The sequence below is a fragment of the Fimbriimonas ginsengisoli Gsoil 348 genome (assembly GCF_000724625.1).
Taxonomy (GTDB): Bacteria; Armatimonadota; Fimbriimonadia; order Fimbriimonadales; family Fimbriimonadaceae; genus Fimbriimonas; species Fimbriimonas ginsengisoli.
The window spans coordinates 712,104-731,649 of sequence record NZ_CP007139.1; the positions used below are offsets into that span (position 1 = coordinate 712,104).

At 60.5% G+C, this 19,546-nt stretch carries 20 protein-coding genes; 4 read left to right on the forward strand and 16 right to left on the reverse strand.

Translation table 11 applies throughout. The annotated features are described in order from the left end of the window. Positions 1–86: 86 nt before the first annotated feature. The 5 genes from OP10G_RS03325 to OP10G_RS03345 are packed head-to-tail and all read right to left on the reverse strand — an operon-like array spanning position 87 to position 4,077. On the reverse strand, positions 87–794 hold the full coding sequence (locus tag OP10G_RS03325; protein WP_025227298.1) for a prepilin-type N-terminal cleavage/methylation domain-containing protein: 708 nt from the start codon (positions 792–794) through the stop codon (positions 87–89). A gap of 34 nt (positions 795–828) precedes the next feature. Continuing rightward, complete coding sequence (locus OP10G_RS03330) at positions 829–1,800, reverse strand: dihydrodipicolinate synthase family protein (RefSeq protein WP_227625049.1); 972 nt, start codon at positions 1,798–1,800, stop codon at positions 829–831. Next, positions 1,770–2,906, reverse strand: a complete 1,137-nt coding sequence (locus OP10G_RS03335) for a Gfo/Idh/MocA family protein (protein WP_025227296.1) — start codon at positions 2,904–2,906, stop codon at positions 1,770–1,772. Before OP10G_RS03335 ends, OP10G_RS03330 begins: the two co-directional genes overlap by 31 nt. Beyond that, positions 2,906–3,352 carry a cupin domain-containing protein gene (locus tag OP10G_RS03340; RefSeq protein ID WP_025227295.1) on the reverse strand — a complete coding sequence of 149 codons (447 nt, stop codon included), beginning with the start codon at positions 3,350–3,352 and terminating at the stop codon, positions 2,906–2,908. Before OP10G_RS03340 ends, OP10G_RS03335 begins: the two co-directional genes overlap by 1 nt. Positions 3,353–3,372: 20 nt before the next feature. Continuing rightward, the gene (locus OP10G_RS03345) at positions 3,373–4,077 is read right to left on the reverse strand and encodes an SOS response-associated peptidase (RefSeq protein ID WP_025227294.1); all 705 of its coding nucleotides are present in this window, start codon (positions 4,075–4,077) and stop codon (positions 3,373–3,375) included. On the opposite strand from OP10G_RS03345, the gene OP10G_RS03350 reads away from it, so the two are divergent. Beyond that, positions 4,076–5,734 (forward strand): PPC domain-containing protein, encoded by a 1,659-nt coding sequence (locus tag OP10G_RS03350; RefSeq protein WP_025227293.1) that lies wholly within the window; start codon positions 4,076–4,078, stop codon positions 5,732–5,734. The two genes, OP10G_RS03345 and OP10G_RS03350, sit on opposite strands and share 2 nt — an antisense overlap. Positions 5,735–5,802: 68 nt before the next feature. Here the strand turns inward: OP10G_RS03350 and OP10G_RS23875 are convergent, their stop codons facing one another. The 3 genes from OP10G_RS23875 to OP10G_RS03365 are packed head-to-tail and all read right to left on the reverse strand — an operon-like array spanning position 5,803 to position 8,628. Then, positions 5,803–6,984, reverse strand: coding sequence for a murein hydrolase activator EnvC family protein (locus OP10G_RS23875; protein WP_084178787.1), 1,182 nt, complete (start codon positions 6,982–6,984; stop codon positions 5,803–5,805). After that, positions 6,981–7,847: a cell division protein FtsX gene (locus tag OP10G_RS03360; RefSeq protein ID WP_025227291.1), complete on the reverse strand. Its 867-nt coding sequence runs from the start codon at positions 7,845–7,847 to the stop codon at positions 6,981–6,983. The genes OP10G_RS23875 and OP10G_RS03360 overlap by 4 nt, the downstream gene beginning before the upstream one ends. Next, positions 7,840–8,628: a cell division ATP-binding protein FtsE gene (locus tag OP10G_RS03365; protein WP_025227290.1), complete on the reverse strand. Its 789-nt coding sequence runs from the start codon at positions 8,626–8,628 to the stop codon at positions 7,840–7,842. The genes OP10G_RS03360 and OP10G_RS03365 overlap by 8 nt, the downstream gene beginning before the upstream one ends. A 182-nt stretch (positions 8,629–8,810) precedes the next feature. Between OP10G_RS03365 and mntR the strand changes: the two genes are divergently transcribed. Beyond that, complete coding sequence (gene mntR, locus OP10G_RS03370; RefSeq protein ID WP_025227289.1) at positions 8,811–9,209, forward strand: manganese-binding transcriptional regulator MntR; 399 nt, start codon at positions 8,811–8,813, stop codon at positions 9,207–9,209. 31 nt (positions 9,210–9,240) lie between these two features. Here mntR and OP10G_RS03375 read toward each other — a convergent pair whose 3' ends face one another. The 4 genes from OP10G_RS03375 to OP10G_RS03390 form a co-directional block, all read right to left on the reverse strand. Continuing rightward, positions 9,241–10,755, reverse strand: a complete 1,515-nt coding sequence (locus OP10G_RS03375) for a glycoside hydrolase family 44 protein (RefSeq protein ID WP_025227288.1) — start codon at positions 10,753–10,755, stop codon at positions 9,241–9,243. A gap of 188 nt (positions 10,756–10,943) precedes the next feature. Further along, complete coding sequence (locus OP10G_RS03380) at positions 10,944–11,231, reverse strand: hypothetical protein (protein WP_025227287.1); 288 nt, start codon at positions 11,229–11,231, stop codon at positions 10,944–10,946. Between the two features lie 52 nt (positions 11,232–11,283). Beyond that, positions 11,284–12,147 carry a prepilin-type N-terminal cleavage/methylation domain-containing protein gene (locus OP10G_RS23880; RefSeq protein WP_025227286.1) on the reverse strand — a complete coding sequence of 288 codons (864 nt, stop codon included), beginning with the start codon at positions 12,145–12,147 and terminating at the stop codon, positions 11,284–11,286. Between the two features lie 14 nt (positions 12,148–12,161). Continuing rightward, complete coding sequence (locus OP10G_RS03390; RefSeq protein WP_025227285.1) at positions 12,162–13,187, reverse strand: LacI family DNA-binding transcriptional regulator; 1,026 nt, start codon at positions 13,185–13,187, stop codon at positions 12,162–12,164. A gap of 320 nt (positions 13,188–13,507) precedes the next feature. Between OP10G_RS03390 and galA the strand changes: the two genes are divergently transcribed. After that, positions 13,508–16,294, forward strand: a complete 2,787-nt coding sequence (gene galA / locus OP10G_RS03395) for a beta-galactosidase GalA (protein WP_052547507.1) — start codon at positions 13,508–13,510, stop codon at positions 16,292–16,294. A gap of 104 nt (positions 16,295–16,398) precedes the next feature. On the opposite strand, the gene OP10G_RS03400 is transcribed toward galA, so the two are convergent. Then, positions 16,399–17,016, reverse strand: a complete 618-nt coding sequence (locus OP10G_RS03400; RefSeq protein ID WP_038472439.1) for a nitroreductase family protein — start codon at positions 17,014–17,016, stop codon at positions 16,399–16,401. Between the two features lie 140 nt (positions 17,017–17,156). Between OP10G_RS03400 and OP10G_RS03405 the strand changes: the two genes are divergently transcribed. After that, complete coding sequence (locus OP10G_RS03405) at positions 17,157–17,705, forward strand: pyroglutamyl-peptidase I family protein (protein ID WP_025227283.1); 549 nt, start codon at positions 17,157–17,159, stop codon at positions 17,703–17,705. On the opposite strand, the gene OP10G_RS03410 is transcribed toward OP10G_RS03405, so the two are convergent. The 3 genes from OP10G_RS03410 to OP10G_RS03420 form a co-directional block, all read right to left on the reverse strand. After that, the gene (locus tag OP10G_RS03410; RefSeq protein ID WP_025227282.1) at positions 17,702–18,001 is read right to left on the reverse strand and encodes a hypothetical protein; all 300 of its coding nucleotides are present in this window, start codon (positions 17,999–18,001) and stop codon (positions 17,702–17,704) included. The two genes, OP10G_RS03405 and OP10G_RS03410, sit on opposite strands and share 4 nt — an antisense overlap. Positions 18,002–18,132: 131 nt before the next feature. After that, the gene (locus tag OP10G_RS03415; protein ID WP_025227281.1) at positions 18,133–18,546 is read right to left on the reverse strand and encodes a prepilin-type N-terminal cleavage/methylation domain-containing protein; all 414 of its coding nucleotides are present in this window, start codon (positions 18,544–18,546) and stop codon (positions 18,133–18,135) included. A gap of 157 nt (positions 18,547–18,703) precedes the next feature. Then, entirely contained in the window at positions 18,704–19,546 is an 843-nt protein-coding gene (locus OP10G_RS03420; protein ID WP_025227280.1) for a sugar phosphate isomerase/epimerase family protein, read from the reverse strand.

Below are 19,546 nucleotides of genomic sequence, written 5' to 3' on the forward strand. Positions count from 1 at the left end.
TTTGTTGGTGGTCTTCTCGATTTTCTGCTCGTAAACTATTTACCCATGCGGCCCCGATTCAAATCGGACTCGAGCTTCGGGACGCGTCACCAGGTCGGGTCGAACTGGTCGATCGACGGCTTGACTCCTGACGACTGATGCCACAATCGGCTAAATCTCGATTTCTTCGCGTGGAAGTCGGAGAACAGATAGTTGGATCCACCTGGGTGCCGTAACTCGTCGAGCGGCTTCGGTTGGTGGATTGCGGCGTTCCACTGAGATTCTTGGCGGAGAGCATCGGTGACCAAGGACGGCGTGCCCCAATACATCGGTGAGAAGTGATCTTCCGTCCACGTCTCCGCCAGTTCGGCCACGAGCACGCACTCGGATGGATGGTTCACTTGGTCGAGCTTGAAACCGAAGAACGGGGGATGGTTCGGTGCGAAGAACGCGTTCAAGCCGTACGAGGTTTGGCGGGGCTCGATAAGCGCTTCCCAGTTCGGGGACTCGTCGGCGGGGCATCGATAGATGAGGCGAGACTTGGAGTACGGCTGCACCGTGTCGAGCCAACTGTCGCCACCGATCTCCGAACCGTCGGCGTCGTTCGATTGATCCTCGCCCGCACCGGGAAGTCCATCGTCAAAGTCGACGGCGTAGAGGCCGAGCGCCACCCCAAGCTGCGCCTCGTGGGCGATGCACGCGGAGGACTTGGCCGCCCTCTTGGCCGAGCTCAGGACCGGGAATAGAATGGCCGCGAGCAGGGCCAAAATGGCCACCACCACCAGCAATTCGATCAGAGTGAAACCGCCGCGCATCGCTCAGCCCTGTTTCATGATACGGGCTGATTTCTTAAAGAAGATCCAAGCGAATCGCGCAGTCTCGTAGGATCTCCGCTTCCCATGCTGGGCGGGTAGGCGCGCGAGGGTGAGTCCGGTCGGTCGGGATCTTACCGAGTAGGTGCAGGAACACCGCCGCGCTGTGCTTGTAAGCGGGAACGGGAGCCCGGAAGGCGAGATTCCCCAGGTGCTGGAGAGCATCCGCGAGCGCCAAGTAGCCCGGATCGCCGGCTGCCCAGAGCCGGTCACGTTCGGCAAATTTGGCGGGCGAAAAGGTGGCCAGCCCAAGAAGGTAATCGCTCCCGAACTCGATCATGTCGATGCCGAGGTCGTTGCCGGTGAAGATAGAGAACTCCGGCCGAATACGATCTCTAAGATCGAGGCGGGCCAGCTCGACTATTCGATCGAGGCTGGAGTGCTTCATCCCCTTAATCTCCGGGATCTCCATGATTCCGGTCACCACTTCCTCCGACCAGATCTCCCCGTTCGGCGCAAACACTCGGCCAAGCTCGAAGGCATAGGCCCGCTCCACTCCCGCCACCGCGCAGGCGTAGGTCGACACGACCTCCTGGGCCGGGACGTTGTGAAGTCGAGAGGTTTGAAAGAGGATCGGGGTGCCGCCGAAGCGTTCGATTTCCCCGATTTCCCGGCGGTACAACTCGACCAAATCGCCCGACCGACCTTCGACAAACGCGCCCGCCACGAACTCACGGCCGTTTGCGGCTTCTCGGGTGAGGTGCAAGACGCGGGTTCGCTCCTCGTCCGTGATGAGGTTGGCGTATCCGGTGTCCATGTTGACGGCCGGCGTAAGGCCCGCGTCTAGTGTCTCGCGGACCAGCGCCATGAACGACTCTTCAGCGATCCGGTCCTGATCGTCGAAAGGCAAGAGGATGGCCGCCATCCCTTCGATCTGCCGGCCCATCCGCCGCTTGCCGTAAATCTCGTTGAGGTTCATCACCGCGGGAGCTCCGGTATGTCGATCCAACGGCGTTGCTTCCACGATTCGAGACCGCACTCGGCGAGCTGCACCCCTTTTGCTCCTTCCCGGAGATCCCACGGGAACGGCTCGTCGGCGACGACGTGACGTAGGAAACGCTCCCACTGGGCTCGGAACGCGTTCTCCTCCGGCTCGTTCGTGGGTACGAGCGTCCAGCCTTCCGCGTAGTCGATCGGGCTCGGCACGTCGGGATTCCAGACCGGGCGGGGAGTCACCGACGAAGGCTGGATGCGACATTCACGGAGGCCGGCCACCGCCGATCCGTGGGTTCCGTCGACTTGGAGAGTCAGCAGATCGTCCCGGCGAACCCTCACCGCCCACGACGAATTGAAATGCGCGACCACGTCTCCCTCGAGTTCGAAAGTTGCGTACGCGGAGTCGTCGGCGGTGACGTCGTATGGCTGTCCGCTCTCGTCCCACCGCTTCCCGATGTGGGTCGCGCCGAGGCACGAGACGGAACGGACGTCGCCGAAAAGGTTGTCCAGCACGTACCGCCAGTGGCAGAGCATGTCGACGATGATCCCGCCTCCCTCTTCTCCACGGTAGTTCCAAGAAGGGCGCTGCGGCGCGATGCCGTCTTCGCCGGTGAAGACCCAGTAGCCGAACTCGCCGCGCACGGAGAGGATCTTCCCGAAGAAACCGGTGTCGATCAACCGCTTCAGCTTTCTCACGCCCGGAAGCCAGAGCTTGTCCTGAACGACCCCGTGCTTGACTCCCTTCGCCTTGGCTTGGAAGAAGAGTTCGAGGGCGCCTTCGGTCGAGGTCGCGCTTGGCTTTTCGCAATAGATATGTTTACCGGCTTCGATCGCGTCCTTGACCGCCTCCACCCGCTGGTTGGTGATTTGTGCATCGAAGTAGATCGGGGCGGTGGAATCACCGAGGGCAGCGGCAAGGTCGGTCGTCCATTCGAGCCCTCCGGCCCGCTTGGCGAGCGCTTCCAGTTTCGCGGCGTTTCTCCCCACCAGGATCGGTTCGGGGACGACCGTTCGGTCTCCGATCCGGAGTCCCCCTTCGTTTCGAATCGCGAGGAGAGATCGGAAGAGGTGTTGGTTCGTCCCCATCCGGCCGGTAACGCCGTTCATTACGATGCGCATTAACCGGCGGCTCCCGTGATCTGGGCGTGGGCGCCTTCGGGGAGCGGCGGGGCTTCGATTCCGGCTTTGGGCAGCGTGCCATCCAATTCCTGCCTCCAATGCGCCACATCGCCGGCGGGGCCGTAGCAGTAGACGAGCCTCAGCGGCGAAGCACCGACATTGGTGAGCTGATGAAACACCCCCGAAGGGATGTAAACCGCCTGCCCGCCGGAGACCTCTTGGCGCTCCTCGCCCAGACAAAACTCGGCGGTCCCTTCCAGGATGAGATAGACCTCTTCTTGGTCGTGGTTATGCCACGGCACCTGGCCGCCATTCGGCTTTAGGGTCACCAAACCGAGGCAGAAGGCATCGGCCTGGATGGCGGAGAGACCGCCCGCCACATTACGGGTCGTCCTTCCGGCCGGAAACGTGCGTCCCGCCATCTTGTTGAGGTCGGCAATGATCATGCTGCGGAGTCTAGCGGAAATTAGAACAGGCTGTCTTGTAACGGCAGATCAGCCTTCTTTCCCATTGGCCCCGCATCTTCGACAATGGTCGCCTGCGGCGGGCACGGGACCATCAGCGAATGCAGCTCGCTCATGCTCGCCTGTGGATCCAGCCATCTTTCCGCATCCTCCTTGGTGAGAATGACCAGCATTCGATCCTGGATCGGCGCGATCAGCTCATTTGGTTCGGTAGTCACCATCGTGAAGGTTTGAACGTTGCTGACCGAATTCGCCGGTTCGTATAGCCCAGCTACCAGCAGAACGTCTTCCGATGGAGGGCGGAACCGGATCCACCGCCCTTCGCCGGTTTCATAGAACGCGGTCATTGGAACGATGCAGCGCCTCTTCCGAAACGCCTCTCGAAACGTCGGCTTCTCGAGCAAGGTTTCCGAACGCGCGTTGTACGCGCTCTTCCGCCCGTAGGCAGCATCTTTCGCCCACGGCGGCACGAGTCCCCACAATCCCATTTGAATGACCGGTTCCCCTTGTTTTCTGCGGACGAGGATCGGGGCCTCGTAACCGGGAAAGGTATCCAAACCCTCGGTCCAATCCTCGATCGGCATCCAAGCCTTGATAACCTTGGACCACTTCACCATTCGGTTCAAATCCTTGTCGTAGCGGATACACATCTTTGGTCGAGTCCCTTGGGTAACGATCCGTTCGCTGCCGCGTCCTAAAGCCACCATGCGGTTTTGGTTGGTTCCTCTGCTCGGCTTGTCGGTAACGCTCTTCATCCAGCAAGGCGGGTTGGGAGGGGGCGGCTTTGGAGGAGGTGGATCGAGCATCGCAACCGCGCCCGATGGCGACCCCGTTGCTCAAACTCACATTCTAACGCCCGGAGATCGTGGTGAGTGGCCGATCCAGGCAAAGGAAGGAGAAACGATTATCGTTTCCGCCGACAGCGAAGTGTTCGATCCCGCGCTCGAGGTGGTGGACGCGGCCGGTAAGGTGCTAGCTCAAAACGATGACGTTCGCCCCGGTCAGCAAAATCCCCTGCTCGTGTACCGCTTCGCAGCCGCCGGCACCTACAAGGTCTTAGTAAAGGGCTACAAATCAGCCGCGGGTGGCCAGTACCGATTCATGATCCGACGATTCGCTGCCAAGGACGCCACCATAGGCGAGCGAACTGCCCATTCTACGAGTAAGTCCGGCAATGGATGGCTCAGATACAAATTTGATGCCGGTAAAACTATCGTGGTGGCCGCCAGAGGAGCGACCTTTCGGCCCGAACTAGAGCTCATCGGTCCAACCGGAGAACCGGTCGCGCCGGTGAAAGAATTCGAGAACCCAGGGCAATCCCGCTGGTTGGCCTATCGAGCTGCTGCCTCCGGCGATTACTACCTACGAGTCCAGTCAAATCAAAGTGGGCAAAGTTTTGCGATCACTGCGGTCGCCGCTCATGAGGGCATAACCTCGGTGGGAGGCCCTACCATCGAGCACACCCTCGAGCCGGGCGGGTTCGATATCTGGAAGTTCAAGGCAAAGGCAGGGGACATCGTCCGGGCTGAGGCCAAGTCCCGCTCCGCTCCCGTAATCGCGCAACTATCTCAGTCTCCTAAGAGCGATGAAATCGCGGACCCGCAGCCCGCGACCGCCCCTTTTCTTGGGCTGACGGGCGACGGCAAGGATAGAGAGACCGTCAACGTGCTCGTCCTCAAAACCGGGGAGTACCAGATCAGCGTTTACCACCCGAGTGGCAATCCGTCGCACTATTCGCTCGCGGTCTCGTCCGGCGCGAAGCCCTTAGACGCCATGGAGGTAAACAGTTCGCTTGCGCTCGGTCGCGCCGATTTCTGGATCTTCGAGGGGCAAAAAGGACAGATCGTTCGACTTGAGGCCCTCTCCACGCAATTCGACACCTTCCTCGAGCTGGACGACTTCAACGGCTCCTCTCTAGCCCAAAACGACGATGGTGCGGGGGACCGTAATGCGGGCCTGACTCTCCAGCTTCCCAGTTCCGGCCTGTTCCTCGTCCAAGTCTCATCTCGTGGTGGCGGCGGTAGCGGTTCTTACACGCTGAAACGGAGCACTGCCGAGGTTCATCCGTTGCTTGAGAACGTTCGCGGCGATGGAACGCTGGGCAGCGGAGGCGTCGATTTCTGGTCGTTCAGCGGAAGGGCCGGTCAGACGATCGTTCTGAGCGCCCGTTCGCCGCAATTCGATACCGTGCTGCACCTCATCGGCCCCGACGGATCGGAGGTCGCCGCAAACGACGATAGCGGCGACGGCACGGACAGCCTCATCACCATTCGTCTCCCCCTTTCGGGAACCTACACGGTCCGGCTGACGGGCAACGATGGAGGCGGCCAATATTCCATCCGTTGGATCGATCTGGACAGATAAGGTCTCGTTCCGGCGACCGTCTCCCAAGCTGTCTCAGCAATCGACGATCACCAATCAACCATCAGCCCCTAGAACCTTCCCATCGGGTTCACCGCTCGCTTGCCGACGTGGACTTCCCAGTGGAGGTGGGGGCCTTTGGCGAGGCCGGTCGAGCCGACGGCGGCGATCTGCTGGCCGCGGCGGACGGATTGCCCGGTCGACACGTACAGCCGAGAAGCGTGAGCGTACACCGTCGACAGCCCGCCGCCGTGGGCGATGATGACCATATTGCCGAACGAGCGGGAATAGCCGGCCTTGATCACCTCGCCGTCGGCTGCCGCTACGATCGGCGAACCGGCGGGGGCGCCGATGTCGATGCCGTTGTGAGGGCGGGTGAAATGCAGGATCGGGTGATATCTCATCCCGAATCCGCTGGTGATGGGCCCGTGCGCCGGCTTTAGGAATCGGCCGATGAACTGGGCCGGCAACTGCTTCTCGCCCGGCCGCCGAACTCGCCGAGCGAAGGCGGCGATTTCCGACTCGATGGAGCTCATGTCGGCATCGTACTGGGCAAGCATGCGCTGAAGCTCCCCCTGTTTGGCGCGCAACGACTCTAAAACCTGCCCCTTTTCTTCTCTGGTGTCTCTGAGATTTCCCTGCTGTCGAATCTGATCTGATCGCAGCCCACGGATGCTTGCCACCAGCTCATCTTGCCGGCGCTTCTTCCTATCGATCTCCTGACGCAACGACCGGTACTCGACGAAGAGCTGGTGGTCGTATTTCGCGATCGCCTCCAAGATCTGTTGCCGGGTCAGCAAGTCGTTGACGCTCCGCGTGCCGGCGAGCGCGGAGAGGAACGTGGTCTGCCGTCGCATGTACATGTCCGCGATGCGGCGGCGGACTTGCCCTTTCACTTGCTCCAACCGTTTCGTGGCGGCGGCCAGGCGGGTCGCGAGCTCTCGCTGTTCGGCGCGGCTGTCGCTTAGCCGCTTCGTCGTGCGGTCGAGTTCGTCGACTATCCGCTCAAGTCGCGCATCGACGACGTGCAAATCTTCCGCCACCACGTGGCTCTGATGCTTGGTTTGGCGTAACTGCTTCCGGATGGCCGCCCGTTGGCTTCTCATCTGGTGAAGCTTGTTTTTAAGCTGTCCGGCGCTCTTTCCCGATGAATGGCGGTGTCCCTTTCGCCGGTGGCTCTGCGCCGCTACCGGCGCGGACAATCCGGCTGACAGGACCAGCGCCGCCAATAGGAAACCGAAAAACCGCATCATGCCTGATTCCGTAGCCGCAGGGCGATCGCGGAACAAAACACTCCGTACACGGCCCCCGCCGCCGCGAAGATCATCAACACTTGAGAGGTCGGGAAGATCGGCAACGCCTTGTTGAGCTTGTCGTAAACCCAGATTTCGACGGCGTGGTTCGTCAGCCAGACGAACCCGGCGGCGAGCGAGCCTCCGATGACGCCGTGAACCAGACCCTCCAGCAGGAACGGGATGTAGATCATCGGGCGCGAGGCGCCCACGAGCTGCATGATTCGAATCTCGGTGCGTCGGGCGAGGATCGCCTGCCGGATCGTATTGAAGATCAATATCCCCGCGATCACCAGCAGAAGCGCCCCGGCCGAGCTGAGCCAGCGAATCAGATTCAAGATGCCGTTGACGAGGCGCTGCTCTTCTCCGAAGTATTTAACGCCGTCCGGTTGTACGGCGGGGAGTTCCTTGATCGCTTCGGCCACCGCATCTCCTTTGCCGAGATCGGTTAGGGTGACCTTGTAGGAATCGGGCAGAGGGTTATCCTCGATTCCGGCGGTGGTGTCGGGGTCCTGCTGCTTCAGGAGCGCCCAAGCTTTATCTTTGGGAATCCAGGAGACGACTCCGGCGCCGTCGATCTTCCGGATCGCCTCAGCGGTTTCGGTGATCGCCTTGAACTCCGTTCCTGGGCGGAGGTAGACGTAGATCTCAAATTTACTGCTGATATTCCGGGTGCTCTGATCGACGTTTACGTACAGGTAGCCGAGCCCCCCAAGCAGGTACAGCGCGATTGCCACCGTTGTGATCGCGCTAAACGTCATGAAGCCGTTGCGACGCAATGCGATCATCGCTTCGCCAATGACGAAGCTGATCCGATCAAGCATCGGGGGCTTCCTCCGTTGTCTCCTGCCCTTCCGTAGACGGGGGCGGAGATGCGGTCGGAATATCGAGGGGTGAACCGGTCCAGATGACGTTCGTCGCCGGCACATCCTCGGTGACCCGGCCATGATCGAGGGTCACGATCCGCTTACCCATCCTATGGATGACCAACATATCGTGGCTGGCGACCAGAACCGTGGTTCCCTTGAGGTTAAGCGCCTTCAGCAACTCCATGATTTCCCAGGAGTGGTCCGGATCAAGGTTGCCGGTCGGCTCATCGGCAAGGAGCAGAGGCGGATTGTTGATCAACGCCCGGGCGATGGCGACGCGCTGCTGCTCGCCGCCGGAGAGCTCGGCCGGAAAGGCATCGGCCCGATGCGCGATGTTGACCTGCTCGAGGATATCGGGAACCCGCTGCCGCACGTCTCGCCGGGAGTGGCCGACGGCCCTCATAGCGTACGCGACGTTCTCCCAAACCCGTTTGCGAGGCAGGAGGGCGAAATCTTGGGGCACGATTCCCATTCCGCGGCGAAGCTTCGCGATATCTCCGCCCGGGATGTCGCCGACGCTCTTTCCCTGAAGCAACACCCGCCCCGCAGTCGGCCGAACCTCCCGGGTAACCAGCTTGATAAGCGTGCTCTTCCCCGCTCCGGTCTTACCCACAAAAAAGACAAATTCCCCTTTTTGAACGTCCAGCGTGACTCCGTTGAGTCCCGAAACGTGCCCGGCGTACTCGACGCGGGCATCTTGGAAGGAGATATAAGGATTCGTGGAAGCTGAGTTCAAGCGGCCTCAGGAAGTCGAAGACTGTAGATTGTAGATGGAAGGTTACCGATGATCCGCGGCGGACTGGGTTTTTTCATGGATAGGGGTCGAAGATTGCGGTGGGTCTGCAATCAGAGACGCCCAGGAACGGCGATCGACTCGATACAAAACCGCGATCTTCCATCTACAATCTTTCAGCCGTCATGACGAACCGCTTCCAACGCACGCGAGACGACCATAGCCGGGAGAGGGCGGAAGATTACGTCGAATTGATCGACTCCCTAACTCACGACAAGGGCGAGGCGCGGGCGGTGGACATGGCGGACCGGCTGGGCATTAGCCACGTCTCGGTGTCCCGCACGCTCCAGCGCCTGAAGCGAGATGGGTACGTGACGATGGAGCCGTACCGTTCCATCTTCCTCACCGATAAGGGGAAGGCGCTAGCCGGCGCCGCCCGAGAGCGCCACGATCTCGTCCTTCGCTTCCTCCTAGCCCTCGGCGTCCCCGCCGAGGTGGCCGACACCGACGCCGAAGGGATCGAGCACCACGTCAGCGACGAAACTCTCGCCGCGATGCGAAAGTTCTTAAAGCCCACCCCGTAGCGTCGGCGCCCTCGCCGACGATCCGGTCCAGTTACTTGCTTAGCTCTAGCGTAGTGACGCTGAACGGGGCCGCGGTTAGGGTGACGACGCTGGTCTTGACCCGGGCGGAAGCCGCTCGAGGGGTTCGATAAGCGTCCGAGGTCACCGCAAAGGCGCGCACGTTGCGGGCGCGGAATCCTCGGAGGGAGAGGGTTAGCGGCATCGGGACGCCGGTCTTGTTAATCGCCACGATTGTCATTCTCCGGCGGTTTTTCGAGTCGAGCGCGGCGTAGACCGAGTTCGCTTCTGCGTTCGTTCCGGTCACCTTGAGGCCCAGATCGCCGAAGCGCGAGCCGTGACGGTCGAAATCGGCAAACGCGTCGAAGCCGGCCAGCATCATCTGATCGCGAGGGTTCAGGCCCCAGTTGCAGGCCGCGAAGAGGCCGTACCGGCCGAAGATGCCCAGTACGTCAGCCTGGGCGACGGCGCCCGAGATGTGATTTCCGCCGCCATAGTTGTATTCGGTGATCGCGAATTTGGTGCCGGGATAGTGCTGGGCGATTTGAGTTTGAATTCTCGGCAGCAGCTCGATCGGCTTCTTGCCAAGGCTGTCGGCGATCCAGCTTGTCTCGACGTAGGTGGGATCCCAGAGCGAACGCGGCGCTTGGATGCGCGCGGCAGCGGTGCCCGGTTTGTCGTTATTGTCGGTGATCCGCACGTTGTCGCCCCTCGCCTCCGGGTACCAGTGGACGTCCAGCACGTCGAGCAGGCGACGGCGCCCCTTGCGCTCCGCTTGGTGAAGAGCGTCGAGATACGTGTTTAGGAAGTCGCGCCCATTTGCGTCCGCCGCGTCTTGGAACCGGCGAAATCCTTGCCATCCGTAGTTAGCCGGGCCGAAAACGAGCGCTTTCGGCGCAACCCGTTTAATAGCCATCGCGAACTCGACGTTATTGGCGATGATCTGGGCATATGTCGGATTCTTAGGCCAGATCCGCTGATGCGTCGAACCCCAGAGGTCGGGCTCGTTGTCGAGGCTGAACCAGACGGGGGTGCGGTTCGACTTGATCTTTTCCACCCAGGCAACGAATTCGTCCTGGTAGACGGCTCGGTCCTTGGTGTTCGGCGGGTAGGTGAGCCGACCCGGCTTGTGAGCGTAGGACTTCAGGAAGCGGACGGAGAGGTAGTTCGGGGTTTTGGCAACGTCGCCGTCGCCGTTCTTGTCGGCGGCAACGTAGCCGGCGGTGGGAACGGTGAGAATCGCCGCCGCCCCGTGACTCTGCGCCGGCCTGAGAAAATTGCTGACCGTCCAACCAGGTTCGTTCGAAGCGCCAAGGTAGTTGTCGTTCTGGTGGTGGTAATCGTTCCCAGCGTTGCTGGCATTCGTCTCCCAGTTATACGCGGTCATGCGATTCCCGCCTTGGCGAGCCAGCGTAACGCCGCGGCCGATCCCTTTCCAGTCGGGATTGTTAATCCCATAAATAAATGGCGAGATCGGCCGCACGTCGGAGGCATCGATGACGATCGTAGGGGCGGCCGAAGCCGACAGAACAAGAAGCGAAAAAATCATGGCGCTTATTGAATAACGTACACCTAATCGCCGGGAATCGCTCCAGCTAACGATCAAAAAGAGGGTGCCACTGAGACCAGTGGCACCCTCAAGATGGGGAAAGTAGCAAGAATTGAGCCGTTTCCCCTGGTTTCGCCCGATCTTATCTAGGTGAGAAAGGGCTACCGCTTAAGTCAGACAAAATGAAACTAGCCGCCGGTCTTGGGGGTCGTTGCGGTGCCGGGAACGGGCGCACTATCGGTCGCCTTGCCGATTGGGATACCGCGTGCGTCGACGCCGGCTTTCGCGTTAGCGTCCATTTGAGCCTTAGCGAGCTCACCTTGGCGCTTCATTCCTTCGATCGCTTCCTTAGGGATCGTCTTAGGAGGGTTCTTTAGCGCATCGACTTCTTGTTTGGACATTTCGCTACTGCTGCCAGAGCATCCACAAAGCGCGGCGCCGACGAAGGCGATCAGAAAGAGTTTATTAATCTGCATAAGACCTCATAAAGATGCGGCCCCGGAATCGTCCGGGGCCGCATAGTTGTTCTTACCGGGAGCTGTCCCAGAGGTTCTTGGAAGGGTCGGGGCCAGGGTTAGTGGCGACCGGGTTCATCGACTTGGCGTGGCCGTCGGCCCACACGTAGTTGGTGGTGCCGCTGCTCGGGCTCGTGATGTCGACCGAGTTCACACCGCCGTTGCGGTTATTCTTCGAGAAGACTACTGCCGAACCATTCGGCGAAACGGTATAAGGCGTACCGTCTCGGCGGCCATCCGGAATCCAGCCGCCAACTCCGACGAAGTCCCACCAGTTGATGCTGGTTAGGAAGTTGCTCGGGCCCCACAGCGGGTAAGCGCCGTAGACTTCCGAGAACATGATCGTGCTCGCGGGCTGGGTGACTTGGGTCTCGTTAGTGTCGCCCCGATCCATCCACGAACCGCAACCTGTGCCGCTGGTGCCGTCCTGCCGGGCGACTTCCACATGGGCCTGGTCCATGCCCATGATTCCGTACATTCCCCAGCCGCTTCCGTCCCACTTCATGAATCCGTTGGCGGCGAACGAAACGTTAACGCCACCCGCGCCGGCCATCCAGGACGGCCAGTTGTCGCGTCGCTTGGAATCCAGCGGCGAGAGAAGGATCTGAGTGTTCTTGATGTATGGCTGAGTCGTGTAGGCCCAGTTGTAATCGAGGGTGCCCCACCAGCAAGCGCGAACGCCCGCCGGGAACATGCCATCCTCGTCATTGTTGTACAGCATGGTAGCGATACCGAGCTGCTTGGCGTTGGACAGGGAGGCAGTCTTCTTCGCTGCGGCCTTGGCCTGGGCGAAGACCGGGAACAGAATGGCGGCGAGGATCGCGATGATAGCGATGACGACGAGAAGCTCGATGAGCGTGAAACCGCGATGTTTCATATTAGATGGCTTTCCTATATAGATACGGGACTGGTGGACTCTCTTATATCGAGGCCACATGGTAACACGACGTGGGGCGATAGAGGCGGAGCGCCGCCGATGATCTCCATCAGCAAGTCGATCGCGCGCTCACCCATCATGGCGAGTGGTTGATTAACCGAAGTAAGAGCCGGGCGTAGTTCCCGACAATAAGCAGTAGAGTCAAAACCTATAACGGATAGTTGGTCCGGTATGCGCACACCCAACTTCGGTGCTCGCTCCAAGATTTGGCCGGCGAGCTTGTCGGTATGCGAGATGACGGCAGTATGCCGATCCTTCGCCCGAAGGAATTCGTCGAGCTCCTCGAAATCGGGCGAAATGTGAACGATGTCGCAATCGTTGACGGGTGCGTCGCGCCGAGCCATCGAGTTTTGGAAGGCCGTAAGGCGGCTAAACGACTCAATCGTGATGACGTCTCCGCCCAGCGCGAAAGCGATTCGTCGGTGTCCCAAGTTAAACAGGTGCTCGACGGCTAAGTCGATTCCCTGGTCGTTATCGCAGATGACGGTGGGCAGTTGATCTCCAAATTCCCCCTTATGGCCGTGAATAACCACGAGAGGAACGGTTGCTTCGAGCAGCATCCGACGATTCTCTTCGGAAGGGGCCGCGCTGTACCACACAAGGCCGTCGAACCTTCCATCGTTCATCGCTTCCTGGGGGGTGCTTCCCAGCAGGTGCGGGCAGAGAGTAACCGAGTATCCGTGCTTGAAAGCTCCCTCGACCACTCCATCCATAAGGCACGCGAAGTAGCGGGGCCCCTGGTCGAAGCTGGGACGCTCGAAACCAACGCCGTGGAGCACGCCGATCATTCGCGTCTGCTGATTGCGGAAGTTGCGGGCTAAGACGTTGCAGCGGTAGCCGAGCTCTTTGGCGGCCTCCCGAACCCGGATGGCGGTGGCCTCGCTGACGCGAACGCTCGTGGCCTTGTTGTGAAGTACACGAGAGACGACTACCGGCGATACGCCAGCCTTGGCGGCCACTTGGCGAACGGTTACGGGCATGAATGCCTCTCCGCCGCCTTAGATTTGGGGGGGAGAGCGTAAACGACGCACATGCTACGAGACCGATCACGCCGGTCCCACCTCTCGGGATTTGTTATCGAGATGTTAAGCATTGCAGCCATCGTGGCTCTTCCGAAAGCCCCCATTGGCTTCCGAAAGGGATGATACACCGGTATAGCTAGCTGACCCAAGACCTTATTCAAAATTGCTGCTTAAATTTGATCCAAAAAGACCATCGCCTCAGATGAATCGTTACATCACCATCTAATCGCTTAGATGGGTCTGAGGATTTCCGCCCATACTTCTTCTGGTTGCCGCTCATGAATCCAGTTTTCGTTCCGCTTCGCCGCCTCTTTCCGCTGCTCGCCCTCCTGCTCCTCGCCGCCACCTCAGGCTGGGCGTCGCCCCGCCTCCGGATCCGGTTCGACGACGGGTGGCGTTTCCGTAGGGACGCCGATCCCAAGTCAGGAGGGGAGATGGGGCCACTTTCCTGGCAGTGGAAGCCGGCCGACCGTGACCTGGATTTACAGACCCTTCCGTCCGACATCGATTCCGGACCGTGGAAGCCGACGCGGTTGGGACGGAACGAGCTCCGGAACGGAATCCGTTTCGGGTGGTTCCGAGCCGATCTGGGTTCGAATCCTCTCGATCGGGAAAAGGTGCTGCATTTCGAGTCGGTCGACGACAACGCAGTGGTCTTTGTCAACGGAATCCGGCTGAAGAGGCAGGACGGGTACGGGACGCCGTTCGACGTTCCGGTCTTCAGAGCCTGGAGCGCTTCTGGACCGAACCGGCTCGTGGTCCTCGTCGAGAATACGGGCGGATGGGGCGGGATCAACGGCAGCGTCACCTTCGCCAAGCCGCCGCCTCCCGAGTCTTTGCCTGCTGAAGCCGCGACTGGGTTCTCGGACAAAGCTTGGCGGACGGTGCACCTTCCCCACGACTACGTGGTGGAGGGAACGTTCAAACAAGGCGAGAACGTGTCGCACGGCTCGCTGCCTAGGCCGACCGCCTGGTATCGGAAGACCTTTACGATTCCCCCTTCCTACCGCGGCAAGAGGGTTTGGATCGACTTCGACGGGGTGTACCGAAACAGCACCGTCTATCTCAACGGCCGAAAGCTCGGGCACGAATCCAGCGGCTACATCGGATTCCGCTACGACCTCACCGACCGGCTGCAATACGGAAAGCCGAACGTCTTGGCCGTCCGAGTCGATCCGACGAAGGACGAGGGATGGTGGTACGAGGGCGCGGGCATCTACCGGCACGTCTGGCTAAACGTGACATCGCCGGTGCATGTCGTACCGGACGGAACGTTTGTGACGTCGAACGTTGGCGCCGGGCGGGCGTCTTTGACTATCTCGACCTCCATTGCAAATGACTCTAGCCATCCGACAAGGGTGGTGTTAACCTCGGAGATCTACGATCCGGCCGGACATCGAGTCGCAACAATCCGAAAGGTCGACTTGATCGAGGCGGGCAAGAGTGTCACGGTCAACCAGCATTCAGATGTAGTCAAGCCCACGCTCTGGTCCTTAGAAAGCCCAAGGCGATACCAGCTTAAGACCTCGATCCAGGCAGTGGGCGATCCAACGTATCACACCATCAAGAGCGACGAGGTCAACACTCCCTTCGGTATCCGGACCATCCGGTTCGACAAAGACAAGGGATTCTTCCTGAACGGCAAGCCGGTGAAGCTGAAAGGCACCTGCAACCACCAGGACCATGCCGGAGTCGGAACCGCGATGCCGGACGGGCTGCTCGAGTGGCGAATCCAGCGGTTGAAATCGATGGGCTCGAACGCCTATCGCTGCTCGCACAACCCGCCGGCAGCGGAGTTGCTCGACGCCTGCGACCGGCTCGGAATGCTCGTCATGGACGAAACCCGCCATCTCGGCGACGCGACCCAACCGAAGTCGCCGCGAGGCACCACGGCCGACGACCTATCCGAGCTCAAGCGGCTCGTCCTACGCGACCGAAACCACCCGAGCGTGATCATGTGGTCGCTCTTCAACGAGGAGCCGCTTCAAGGATCGCCGGAAGGCGCGGCTATCTACGAGAAGATGGTTGCCGCCGTTCGGAAGTTGGATCCGACGAGGCCGTGCACCGGCGCGGCGAACGGTGGATACGGCAGCGGAATCCAACTCGTGAGCGAGTTATTCGGCTTCAACTACAACATCGGCGCCTACGACAACTTCCATCGGCGCTTCCCGAACCAGCCGATGTACGGCAGTGAAACGGCGAGCACCGTCAGCACCCGCGGAATCTACGCCAACGACACCGTCCGCGGCTACGTGAGCGCCTATGACGTGAACCATCCGGCGTGGGCCGAGACCGCCGAGCATGCCTGGAAACCGATCGCCGAGCGCCCTTGGATGGCCGGCGGCTTCGTCTGGACCGGGTTCGACTACAAAGGTGAGCCGACGCCGTACGGTTGGCCATGCGTCAATTCGCACTTCGGCATCCTCGACATCTGCGGATTCCCCAAGGACAACTTCTACTATTACAAGGCCTGGTGGGGAGATAAGCCGGTCGTGCACCTGCTGCCGCACTGGAACTGGCCCGGGAAAGAGGGACAAAAGATCAACGTCTGGGTTCAAAGCAACGCGGACCGGGTGGAACTGCTTGTAAACGGCCGGTCTGTTGGTTCGAAGCCGGTGCCGAGGTTCGAGCACGCCGAGTGGGATGTTCCTTACGAGCCGGGGATGCTGGAGGCTCGGGGATACCGGGGAAACAAGCTGATCGCCAGCGACCGGATCGACACCACCGGTGCGCCGGCCGCGATCCGATTGAAGACCACCCGATCGCGGCTCTTGGCCGACGAGGAGGATCTATCGCCGGTCGAAGTGGAGATCGTCGATGCCCGCGGGCGCGTCGTGCCGACCGCGGACAACATGGTCAAGTTCTCGATCTCGGGTCCCGGGCATGTCGCGGGCGTCGGCAACGGCGACCCAAGCAGTCACGAGCCGGACAAAGCATCGAAGCGCCACGCCTTCAACGGTCTCTGCATGGCGTTAGTGCAGGCCACCAACCGGCCCGGCCGGATCGTGGTCACCGCCACCTCCCCCGGCCTGAAGGGCGCGTCGTTGGTCTTGACGAGCCACTAGTGCCACTGGATTCCAGCCAGTGGGTCCAAGGGCAGGATGCCCTTGGACCCCGTTCACACGACCAGGATGGTCGTGATACACATGGGCTGGAAGCCCATGCCACGTTAAGCCGCTCTCAGGATCGTTTCCACCGGATGGCGGTGCTTTGGAAATCCTTCCTCGGCGGGGTGGCCGATGGAGACCAAGGCGACGATCTCGACGTGCTGCGGCAGTCCCAGAACCGCCCGGACGGCATCGGCATCGAAGCCGAGCATCGGCGACGAGCCATAGCCCATCGACTCCAGAGCGACCAAGAGGTAGCCGAGGGCGATATTCGTCTGGTTCCGTCCCCATTCGGCCCGCTGCTGAACCGTCAAGCCGCCGAACATGCTTTCCAGATAACCCTTTGTGCCCACCCGCTTCTCTTCCGGCAATCCGGGATGTAGGACGTCTTCGAGGTTCGCCATCACATCTTCCATGTCGCTCGTGAGAACCAGCAGGACCGGCGCCGCGCCTACCTGCGCCTGATTCATCGCGGCAGCTTGGAGCCGGCTCTTCGTCTCGGAGTCGCGGACGACATGGAAACGCCAAGGTTGCAGGTTAAACGCCGAAGGGGCATTGCCCGCGAGCTCGATCGCCTCCAAAACGTCCTCCTGAGGGACAGGTGCATCCGTATACCGACGGATGGAAACCCTAGAGCGCATGGCGTCGGCGGTGGTATTGAGCTTCTTAGTGTCGATCATTTCGTGTTCCTCTATTCCTATCTCGCACTTGTGATTGCGTGTGCAACTATTATAGCACGACTACTTGCGCAATCAATAGTTGCCTAGAGAATATAACTGGCGCCCCAGGAAAAAGGGTGAAGGCGTCAACATTAATAGCGATGAGCAGTTCCGACCCGGCGCGAACGCTAGTAACGGGCTTCGGCCCGTTTTTGGATGTGAAAGAGAACCCCTCGGCAATCCTCGCGGAAGGTACCGGGCGGCCTTTCCGCATTCTGGAAGTCGCGTTCGAGGCGGTCGATGAATTCCTCGCTTCTCTCGACCCGGCGAGCTTTGACCGCCTCGTTCTGATGGGGGTCGCAACGGGGCGAACCCAGATCACCCCCGAGCTCTTTGCCCGCAACCAGATCGGCCATACCCGCGACGTGCGCGGAAACGACCGTTTCGGCCCGATCGACCCAGCCGCACCACTCCTTCTGGAAGGAACGCTCTGGATCGAGAGCTCGATGGTCGAGCTCTTCCCTAACCCGGACTTAAAGATCAGCCTGGACGCCGGAAGCTATCTCTGTAACTACTCTTATTTCCGAGCGCTCCAGCGATTTCCGCAGAAGCAAATCGGGTTCTTACATGTTCCGCAGCCGGCGAAGATTCCGCTGGAGCGGCAGCAAAAGCTCGTGTCGAGTCTCATCGAGCATGTCGAGAGTCGCTAGACGAACCGGCGGTCGGCAACCGCTTCGATCAGCTCTTCCAAGGAGGTCTCTTCCGCTTCTGGCCACATTTCAAAGGTGCCGAGGTCGAACGGGAATGGGTGGCCGATCACGGAGACCCCGGTAATAAACCGGCCATTCCAAGAGCCCTCGTAAGAGACGAGGAGAATCCGGTAAGCCTTCATCAGTTGGACCGTCTCCGTGCCCGGATCGTAAGTCCCGGAAAGCGTGAACGGCCCGTCGTTATCCGAACCGCCGCCCGCAATGCGGCAGCCGTCGAAAGTGAGGCGCATCGACATGGCCCCTCGTATGTCGTCCTGCGTCCAGAGGCCCCGCCAAGGGCCGGAGCACTCTCGTATGTCTCGCATCTGGTTTCTAACCAAACACTAGGACGAAAAATGGGGTTCCGAAGGTTGCTCGAAGGCGGGCTCTAGCGCCCCATTAAGCCAGGGATATACCCGTTGTGGCCGACGGTAGAGCAGGTGATGCCTATTCCGTTGGCGGGAATCGTGGTTGCGACGCCCGCGCTGTCGTTCACGGTGCCGCTGGCGGTGATCGTGTAGGTTCCGCCGTCTGGGCAGCGCGGAATTTGGCCCAGGTCACCGAGGAGCGCCGAGGCGGTAAGAGTTGAGAAGTTCGGCACCCGGTTCTTGGTCTTCCACGCTTGGGCGGCGTTCACAATCGACTCCATATTATGCCGGCAAGTCTTCTTACTGGAATCGCTGAGCGCACTTACGTAAAGCGGAAGGGCGACGGACATCAAGGTCGAGATGATGAGTACGACGACCAAGAGCTCCACGAGCGTAAATCCACGTCGGCGCGATTTTTTGGTGATTGGAGGCATGACTCTGAGGCTTACTCCGTTGCAGCCCGGGCGAATACTCGCCTTAATCCGGGTCTTCCACTAGAGTGGTCGGCGGATTTGCGGGAAACTGCAGGCTATGTCACACCAAAAGAGGTAGCTGACATCAAGGGACGGCGGCGTGTACGTTTCCCGATGATTACAAATACTTCCGCGCGTTCGCAATCGATCGAGGAACCGCGGCTAGCGGGTCCTCGGGGCCTTCGTATTCGACGCTTAGCCAGCCGTCGAACCCGGAATCCTTGAGGATCTGGATACACCGGGCCAACTCAACGTCTCCCTCTCCGACTGCGGTTCCCACGTACCGACGCCCGTCGAGGGCGGCATACACGTTGCTCTGGTCTTCGTCCGACGCGGCCCGGAAATCTTTGAAGTGGACCATGTAGGCATAACCCGCGACGCGTTCGATCGCCTCATGGCTCGGCTGGTTCACCAGGAGAAAATTGCCCGTGTCCGGATTCGCGCCAAGGGCGTCGTTCCCGCTCTTTTGTCGAACGTCCTCGATTAATCCCGCGACCTGGTCTCCTCGCCCCGCGAGGGTGCCGTGGTTTTCTAGCGCAAGCCGAACCCCCTGCTCCTGAGCGTAAATCGACGCCTCGGCGAGCCCCTCCACGATCCAAGAGCGAGCTTGGTCGAACGTCACCTCGGGAGAAACGTCGCCCGCAAAAACGCGGACCACCTTCGCCCCGTAGTGTTGGGCCTCATCGACCCCAAACCGGATCTTCTCCAACTCCGCTTGGCGTTGACCGGCATCCGGCTTGGCGAAGTTTTGGCTGATCGAGAAGATGGGGCAGGTCAGCCCGGTCTCCCGGAGCGCCACGAGCGCCCTTTCTCGGTCTGCCACGATGTCTTTGTAAAAGGGTGCGAGGAGCTCCACCCCTTCGGCGCCGGCCCTTTTCGCCTCGTGGATAAACGCCGGAATATCCATCCGGCCGTCGCGCACGTGCGCGTAAAAGCTGTACATGCTGACGCCGATGCGCAT

Bases quoted from the DNA above. Each gene is read 5' to 3' on its own strand.
- OP10G_RS23880 (WP_025227286.1), bottom strand. From the start codon at position 12,147: ATGAAACATCGCGGTTTCACGCTCATCGAGCTTCTCGTCGTCATCGCT.
- mntR (WP_025227289.1), top strand. From the start codon at position 8,811: ATGACGAACCGCTTCCAACGCACGCGAGACGACCATAGCCGGGAGAGG.
- OP10G_RS03335 (WP_025227296.1), bottom strand. From the start codon at position 2,906: ATGCGCATCGTAATGAACGGCGTTACCGGCCGGATGGGGACGAACCAA.
- OP10G_RS03340 (WP_025227295.1), bottom strand. From the start codon at position 3,352: ATGATCATTGCCGACCTCAACAAGATGGCGGGACGCACGTTTCCGGCC.
- galA (WP_052547507.1), top strand. From the start codon at position 13,508: ATGAATCCAGTTTTCGTTCCGCTTCGCCGCCTCTTTCCGCTGCTCGCC.
- OP10G_RS23875 (WP_084178787.1), bottom strand. From the start codon at position 6,984: ATGATGCGGTTTTTCGGTTTCCTATTGGCGGCGCTGGTCCTGTCAGCC.
- OP10G_RS03390 (WP_025227285.1), bottom strand. From the start codon at position 13,187: ATGCCCGTAACCGTTCGCCAAGTGGCCGCCAAGGCTGGCGTATCGCCG.
- OP10G_RS03325 (WP_025227298.1), bottom strand. From the start codon at position 794: ATGCGCGGCGGTTTCACTCTGATCGAATTGCTGGTGGTGGTGGCCATT.
- OP10G_RS03360 (WP_025227291.1), bottom strand. From the start codon at position 7,847: ATGCTTGATCGGATCAGCTTCGTCATTGGCGAAGCGATGATCGCATTG.
- OP10G_RS03415 (WP_025227281.1), bottom strand. From the start codon at position 18,546: ATGCCTCCAATCACCAAAAAATCGCGCCGACGTGGATTTACGCTCGTG.
- OP10G_RS03380 (WP_025227287.1), bottom strand. From the start codon at position 11,231: ATGCAGATTAATAAACTCTTTCTGATCGCCTTCGTCGGCGCCGCGCTT.
- OP10G_RS03375 (WP_025227288.1), bottom strand. From the start codon at position 10,755: ATGATTTTTTCGCTTCTTGTTCTGTCGGCTTCGGCCGCCCCTACGATC.
- OP10G_RS03420 (WP_025227280.1), bottom strand. From the start codon at position 19,546: ATGCGCATCGGCGTCAGCATGTACAGCTTTTACGCGCACGTGCGCGAC.
- OP10G_RS03400 (WP_038472439.1), bottom strand. From the start codon at position 17,016: ATGATCGACACTAAGAAGCTCAATACCACCGCCGACGCCATGCGCTCT.
- OP10G_RS03410 (WP_025227282.1), bottom strand. From the start codon at position 18,001: ATGTCGATGCGCCTCACTTTCGACGGCTGCCGCATTGCGGGCGGCGGT.
- OP10G_RS03405 (WP_025227283.1), top strand. From the start codon at position 17,157: ATGAGCAGTTCCGACCCGGCGCGAACGCTAGTAACGGGCTTCGGCCCG.
- OP10G_RS03345 (WP_025227294.1), bottom strand. From the start codon at position 4,077: ATGGTGGCTTTAGGACGCGGCAGCGAACGGATCGTTACCCAAGGGACT.
- OP10G_RS03350 (WP_025227293.1), top strand. From the start codon at position 4,076: ATGCGGTTTTGGTTGGTTCCTCTGCTCGGCTTGTCGGTAACGCTCTTC.